This is a genomic window from Vibrio sp. 1249-1 (assembly GCF_033340495.1).
Genome location: NZ_JAWOWJ010001249.1, coordinates 1 through 502 on the forward strand (window position 1 = coordinate 1; position 502 = coordinate 502).

The following is a 502-nucleotide window of genomic DNA, read 5'->3' on the forward strand; positions in this document are numbered from 1 at the left end:
TCTCGAGCACAAAGCTCAGATGATTCTTAGTGAGGTCGAATGAAAGATCAGAGACCATATCAACTTTCATTGGTGATTGTGGCAAAGCATCACCTTCAAAGCTTGATTTCAGCGTAAGCTTATTCAACAACACTTTGCTAATCGCTTGGTCAACCGTAAGCTGCCCACCGCCTTGCATGTCCAACTTCATACCAGCCGCACTGCCTTTAAGCGCGTAGCTAAGATTGTTTACTTTATCGAATTCAAATGTATCTAAGCCAATTTTTGCCGATTCAATAGTGTTGTTTGGATCAGTGTACGTCGCATCAACATTGATGTTCTTCAACGCATAACTTGCAAGACCTTTCGCCAGTTTAAAGTCAGCCTTACCTTCTGCAGTAAACTTCTGGTCATTCATCTCGCCTTTCATACCAAAGTCAGCTGTCGTCCAGCTGTCAAAAGCAAATTCAGAAAGGTTCAACGATACATCATACAGCTTGGTGTAATTGCGGGCTTGCTTGTC

Annotated in this window: 1 protein-coding gene; it reads right to left on the reverse strand. The window is 42.8% G+C overall.

Translation table 11 applies throughout. The annotated features are described in order from the left end of the window. On the reverse strand, positions 1-502 hold a 502-nt coding region (locus R7Z50_RS31525), incomplete at both ends, for an AsmA family protein (RefSeq protein WP_318150279.1).